Consider the following 5,541-nt stretch of genomic DNA (forward strand, 5'->3'; position numbering starts at 1 on the left):
GTCGCGCAGCAATCCACTGCTCGGTAGACTTCATGCCGCCGGCGCTGCAGGCCTTTGACTTGCAGCTCTGGCAGAAGAAGCGGGAGTGGGTACAGTCAGGTGAAGCGCAGCAGTAGCGGCGCACACCCATAGCGCAGGTGCCGCAGGCGCGCATGCGCTCAACGGCGAGTGGGGTCCACTGGCTGACGCTGTCGCCATGTTTTTCGAGATAGCGGTTCCAGCCGTCATCGACGGTGAAAAGGAGTTTGGCGGGACGCGGGATATACATGGAGCTGAGTATAAAGCGGAGCTCCAGTCATGCAAAGCACCGGAACGGCGAAGCCGTGACGCTCGCCCTGTAAGGGCGCTACGTTCATCACAAAGGTGTCATTGACCGACACGCACAGGATGCTGTTTACGCCATGTTTTTTGAACATATCTGACAGCTCGTTGTAGCGCGGCAGATGGCTGGAGGAGCAGGTTGGGGTAAATGCGCCCGGCAGTGAAAGGACGATCACAGTTTTATCTTTAAACATCTTATCAGTGGTAACGTCGACCCAGCTATCGCCCTGACGCGTGTGTAAAGTGACCTGCGGGATTGATTTATCTTCCTGACTTGAAAACATAAAAGACCTCTTAATAAACGTATAAAGGCTGCTTTAATTCGGCAGGGGCACATTATTATTCAGGCTTGATAGGGATAACCGTTGGTTGCTATGCTAGCTATCGTCACGGACTATCGTGGAATAGAGGATTGAAATGAACATTCGTGATCTGGAGTATCTGGTTTCGCTGGCGGAACATCGCCATTTTCGCCGTGCCGCCGATGCCTGCCACGTCAGCCAGCCAACGCTGAGCGGGCAAATCCGCAAGCTGGAAGATGAGTTGGGCGCGATGCTGCTGGAGCGAACCAGTCGTAAAGTGTTATTCACGCAGGCCGGGCTGCTGCTGGTGGATCAGGCACGTACCGTGCTGCGCGAAGTGAAAGTGCTGAAAGAGATGGCCAGTCAGCAGGGCGAGGCGATGTCGGGCCCGCTGCATATCGGCCTGATCCCAACCGTTGGCCCGTATCTGCTACCGCAGATTATTCCTTTGCTGCATCAGACCTTCCCGAAGCTGGAGATGTATCTGCACGAAGCGCAGACTCAGCAGCTGCTGGCTCAGCTCGACAGAGGCAAGCTGGACTGTGCCATTCTGGCGCTGGTGAAAGAGTCGGAAGCGTTTATTGAAGTCCATCTGTTTGATGAACCGATGAAGCTGGCGATCTATGCCGATCATCCATGGCATGAACGCGATCACGTGCCGATGTCGGATCTAGCCGGTGAGAAGTTGCTGATGCTGGAAGATGGACACTGCCTGCGCGATCAGGCGATGGGCTTTTGCTTCCAAACGGGTGCCGATGAAAATACGTACTTCCGCGCAACCAGTCTGGAAACGTTGCGTAATATGGTGGCGGCAGGCAGCGGAATTACGCTGTTACCATCGCTGGCGGTGCCGAAGGAGAGAGTTCGCGATGGGGTGTGTTACCTCGACTGTTATAAGCCAGTTCCACAGCGCACCATTGCGTTAGTGTATCGCCCGGGTTCACCTCTGCGCGGCCGCTATGAGCAGCTGGCAGAGGCGATCCGTGAACATATGCAGGGCGTGATGAGCAGCGGCGCGTTAAAACAGGCGGTTTAAGCCGTTTAGCGCCGCCACCCGGTAGGCTTCCGCCATTGTTGGGTAGTTAAAGGTGGTATTCACGAAGTATTCAATCGTGTTGCCACCGTTTTTCTGCTCCATAATCGCCTGACCAATGTGAATGATCTCCGCAGCGCGCTCGCCGAAGCAGTGAATGCCGAGGATCTCTTTGGTATCGCGGTGGAACAGGATTTTCAGGCTGCCGACGTTCATTCCAACGATCTGCGCACGTGCTAGGTGTTTAAACTGCGCACGGCCCACTTCGTAAGGCACCTTCATCGCCGTCAGCTGCTGCTCGGTTTTACCGACGGAGCTTATTTCCGGGATGGTATAGATACCGGTTGGGATATCTTCAATCAGGTGTGCGGTCGCTTCACCTTTTACCATCGCCTGGGCAGCAATACGGCCCTGATCGTAGGCAGCAGACGCTAGGCTTGGGTAACCAATCACATCCCCCACCGCGTAGATATGCGGCTGTGCCGTCTGGTACATACTGTTAACCTTCAACAGACCACGACTATCCGCTTCCAGACCGACGTTTTCCAGCGACAGTGAGTCGGTGTTACCGGTACGGCCATTGGCATATAGCAGGCAGTCGGCTTTCAATTTTTTGCCGGATTTCAGATGCATAATCGCGCCATCTGCCACCCCTTCAATTTTCTCAAACTCTTCATTATGACGAATAACCACGCCATTGTTCCAGAAGTGATAGGAAAGCGAGTCTGACATTTCCTGATCGAGGAACGCCAGCAGGCGGTCCCGGGTGTTGATTAGGTCAACCTTGACCGACAGGCCACGGAAAATTGACGCGTACTCACAGCCGATCACTCCGGCCCCATAGATAATCACATGGCCCGGTTCGTGGTGCAGGTTGAGGATGGAGTAGCAGTCGTAGATGCGTGGATGGGCAAAGTCGACATCCGGCGGATGATAAGGGCGTGAACCGCAGGCGATGACGAATTTGCTGGCGGTCAGGCGTTCAATTGTGCCGTCATGGCTTTCAACTTCGATGGTGTTGGCATCAACAAAACGTGCATCACCCTGGAACAGCTCACAGTGATTACGCTCGTAGAAACCCTGACGCATGCGGGTTTGTTGGCTGATAACGTTTCCGGTATGATTCAGAATGTCGGCAAAAGAAGAACGCAGAAGACGTGTGTGGTCGCTATACAGTGGGTTCTGGTTAAACTCGATAATGCGGCTGACGGCGTGGCGGAGCGCTTTCGAAGGGATGGTTCCCCAGTGTGTACACCCGCCGCCGATATTGTGGTAGCGCTCAATAACGGCAATGAGCGCTCCCTGCTTTACCAGCCCCATTGTGGCACCTTCACCGCTAGGACCTGAACCAATAACAATGGCGTCGTAATTATAAGACTGTTGCATACCAATACGTCCTATTTCTTATACAATTTTACAACGAGATTCTAACATCTCAGCGCGCAGTTCCCAATTCTAACCGTATTTTTTGCCATCAATTGCCAAATTACAGGGTTAACAGGCGTTCACAAAGTTTGACCCACTACTGTACGCTGAAATTTTTGCTATAGTACCCTCTTGTAGGCAAAACAGGCACTAACATGGGCGTCAGAGCGCAGCAAAAAGAACGCACACGGCGTACGCTTATCGAAGCGGCATTTAGTCAATTAAGCGCCGAGCGAAGCTTCGGCAGCCTTAGCCTTAGGGAAGTTGCCCGCGAAGCCGGAATCGCCCCAACGTCATTTTATCGTCACTTTCGCGATGTAGATGAATTAGGGCTGACCATGGTGGATGAGAGCGGCCTGATGTTGCGTCAGTTGATGCGCCAGGCGCGCCAGCGTATTGCCAAAGGCGGCAGCGTGATCCGCACTTCAGTCTCCACCTTTATGGAATTTATCGGAGATAACCCGAATGCTTTTCGCCTGTTACTGCGTGAACGTTCAGGAACCTCCGCTGCATTTCGTGCTGCGGTCGCGCGTGAAATTCAGCACTTTATTGCCGAACTGACCGACTATCTGGAAATAGAAAACCGCATGCCGCGTAGTTTTACTGAAGCGCAGGCGGAAGCCATGGTCATTATTGTGTTTAACGCCGGTGCAGAAGCGTTGGATATCGACGCTGAACAGCGTCGTCAGCTGGAAGAACGACTGGTGCTGCAGCTGCGTATGATCTCGAAAGGGGCGTACTACTGGTATCGTCGTGAACAGGAGAGGCTGGCGGTAACGTTGGAATCCAAAGATTAAAAGGGTGGTGATATGAATTTATCTATGAGCTGGGACAAAGGAACGCTGCTGCTGACCTTTATTGCCGGGCTTTCACTTAACGGTTCCTTTTTTGTACTGTTTAGTTCACTGGTAACATTTTCTATCTTCCCGCTCGTCACACTGTGCCTTGCTGCTTGGTGCCTGCATCAGCGTTATCTGAATCGTGCTATGCCGGATGGGATGCCTTCGCTGGCCGCCGCGTTTTTCCTGCTTGGTATTCTGCTGTATAGCGCAATGGTGCGGGTGGAATACCCTGATATAGGTTCGAATTTTGTGCCGACCCTGCTGATGATCGTGGTAGTGTTCTGGATCGCGATGAAGTGGCGAGCACGTAAAGTCAGCTGAATAAAGCCGGGCGACAGGCGTCGCCCGACAATTATTCATTAGCGGCGAGTCAGCAGCACGCCGCACTCCATATGATGGGTATACGGGAACTGATCGAACAGCGCCAGACGCGTAACCTCATGCGTAGCCGACAGCGTGGCAAGGTTATCGCACAGCGTCTGCGGGTTGCAGGAGATATAAAGAATGCGTGGATAAGCCTGCACCATCTTCACCGTTTTTTCATCCAGACCGCTGCGCGGTGGGTCGACGAAGATGGTTTCGCACTCGTAGCTGGTCAGATCGATCCCTTCCAACCTTTTGAAACTCCTTTCGCCGTTCATCGCTTGGGTAAACTCTTCTGCCGCCATGCGAATGATCTGCACGTTATTGATCTGGTTCACCGCGATATTGTACTGCGCAGAAGCGACGGAAGGCTTGGCGATCTCGGTCGCCAGCACCCGACGGAAATTGCGCGCCAGCGCCAGTGAAAAGTTGCCGTTGCCGCAGTACAGCTCCAGCAGGTCACCGCTTGAATTGCGCGTAATATCCAGCGCCCACTCCAGCATCTGCACATTCATTGCCGCATTCGGCTGAGTGAAGCTGTTCTCCACTTGGCGGTAGATCATTTCGCGCCCGTTGATAGTCAGACACTCGTCAACGTAGTTGCGGTCGAGGCAGATCTTAGTCTTGGAGGCACGACCAATCAGATGCAGCTCAAACCCTTCGGCACGCAGCGTGTCGCGCAGGGCGCTGGCGGCCTGTTGCCACTCTTCATCCAGCTTGCGGTGATACAGCAGGGAGACCACGATCAGGCCGCTGACCGTTGACAGGTAGTCAATCTGGAACAGCTTGAAGCGCAGAACGTGCTGCTCACGGGCAGCGGCAATCAGGCGCGGCATCAGGCGGTTAATCAGCTCGCTGGCTGTCGGGAAGCTGTCGACGCGGATGCGATCGCGCGTTTCCTGATCGAAGATGATGTGGTAGAGGTCATCACCGTCATGCCAGACGCGGAATTCGGCGCGCATCCGATAGTGGCTCACTGGTGAACGGAAGACTTCGACCTCGGGAACGTTAAACACAGACATCATCGACGTCAGTCGTGTCACTTTCTCAGCGAGTTGGTCATCGTATTGTTCAATAGGCAACTGTTCGGGCGTCATGTTTTTTCTGAATATTTGGCGGTGATAGCCAAGCTATTGTAGGGATTCTTCAACTCATGTCCAGTATTGTGCATAAATCGTCATTTATGGATATCTGGACTTCCAATTTTATTGGAGGCTATCCTAGATAAGGCTTATATTTTACCTTTAACTATCTG

General features: G+C 53.3%; 6 protein-coding genes and 1 pseudogene. 3 read left to right on the forward strand and 4 right to left on the reverse strand.

The genetic code is table 11. The features are described 5' to 3' along the window. Positions 1-268, reverse strand: a 268-nt coding sequence (locus BBW68_RS15675; RefSeq protein ID WP_186821264.1) for a transposase zinc-binding domain-containing protein, incomplete at its 3' end; no start/stop codon positions are given. An 82-nt stretch (positions 269-350) separates the two neighbouring features. Then, positions 351-605 (reverse strand): annotated as a pseudogene (locus BBW68_RS03865) (redoxin family protein); the annotation flags it as partial. Between the two features lie 133 nt (positions 606-738). On the opposite strand from BBW68_RS03865, the gene oxyR reads away from it, so the two are divergent. Beyond that, positions 739-1,659, forward strand: a complete 921-nt coding sequence (oxyR, locus tag BBW68_RS03870) for a DNA-binding transcriptional regulator OxyR (RefSeq protein ID WP_070134078.1) — start codon at positions 739-741, stop codon at positions 1,657-1,659. On the opposite strand, the gene sthA is transcribed toward oxyR, so the two are convergent. Next, positions 1,642-3,042 (reverse strand): Si-specific NAD(P)(+) transhydrogenase, encoded by a 1,401-nt coding sequence (gene sthA / locus BBW68_RS03875; protein ID WP_070134079.1) that lies wholly within the window; start codon positions 3,040-3,042, stop codon positions 1,642-1,644. The genes oxyR and sthA overlap by 18 nt on opposite strands. Before the next feature lie 194 nt (positions 3,043-3,236). On the opposite strand from sthA, the gene fabR reads away from it, so the two are divergent. Both fabR and BBW68_RS03885 read left to right on the forward strand, forming a co-directional pair. Further along, entirely contained in the window at positions 3,237-3,878 is a 642-nt protein-coding gene (gene fabR / locus BBW68_RS03880; RefSeq protein ID WP_070134080.1) for an HTH-type transcriptional repressor FabR, read from the forward strand. 12 nt (positions 3,879-3,890) lie between these two features. Beyond that, on the forward strand, positions 3,891-4,244 hold the full coding sequence (locus BBW68_RS03885; RefSeq protein WP_070134081.1) for a YijD family membrane protein: 354 nt from the start codon (positions 3,891-3,893) through the stop codon (positions 4,242-4,244). Positions 4,245-4,282: 38 nt separating this feature from the next. On the opposite strand, the gene trmA is transcribed toward BBW68_RS03885, so the two are convergent. Beyond that, the gene (trmA, locus tag BBW68_RS03890) at positions 4,283-5,383 is read right to left on the reverse strand and encodes a tRNA (uridine(54)-C5)-methyltransferase TrmA (RefSeq protein WP_070134082.1); all 1,101 of its coding nucleotides are present in this window, start codon (positions 5,381-5,383) and stop codon (positions 4,283-4,285) included. Between the last annotated feature and the right edge of the window lie 158 nt (positions 5,384-5,541).

The organism is Candidatus Erwinia dacicola (genome assembly GCF_001756855.1).
Classification (GTDB): Bacteria; Pseudomonadota; Gammaproteobacteria; order Enterobacterales; family Enterobacteriaceae; genus Erwinia; species Erwinia dacicola.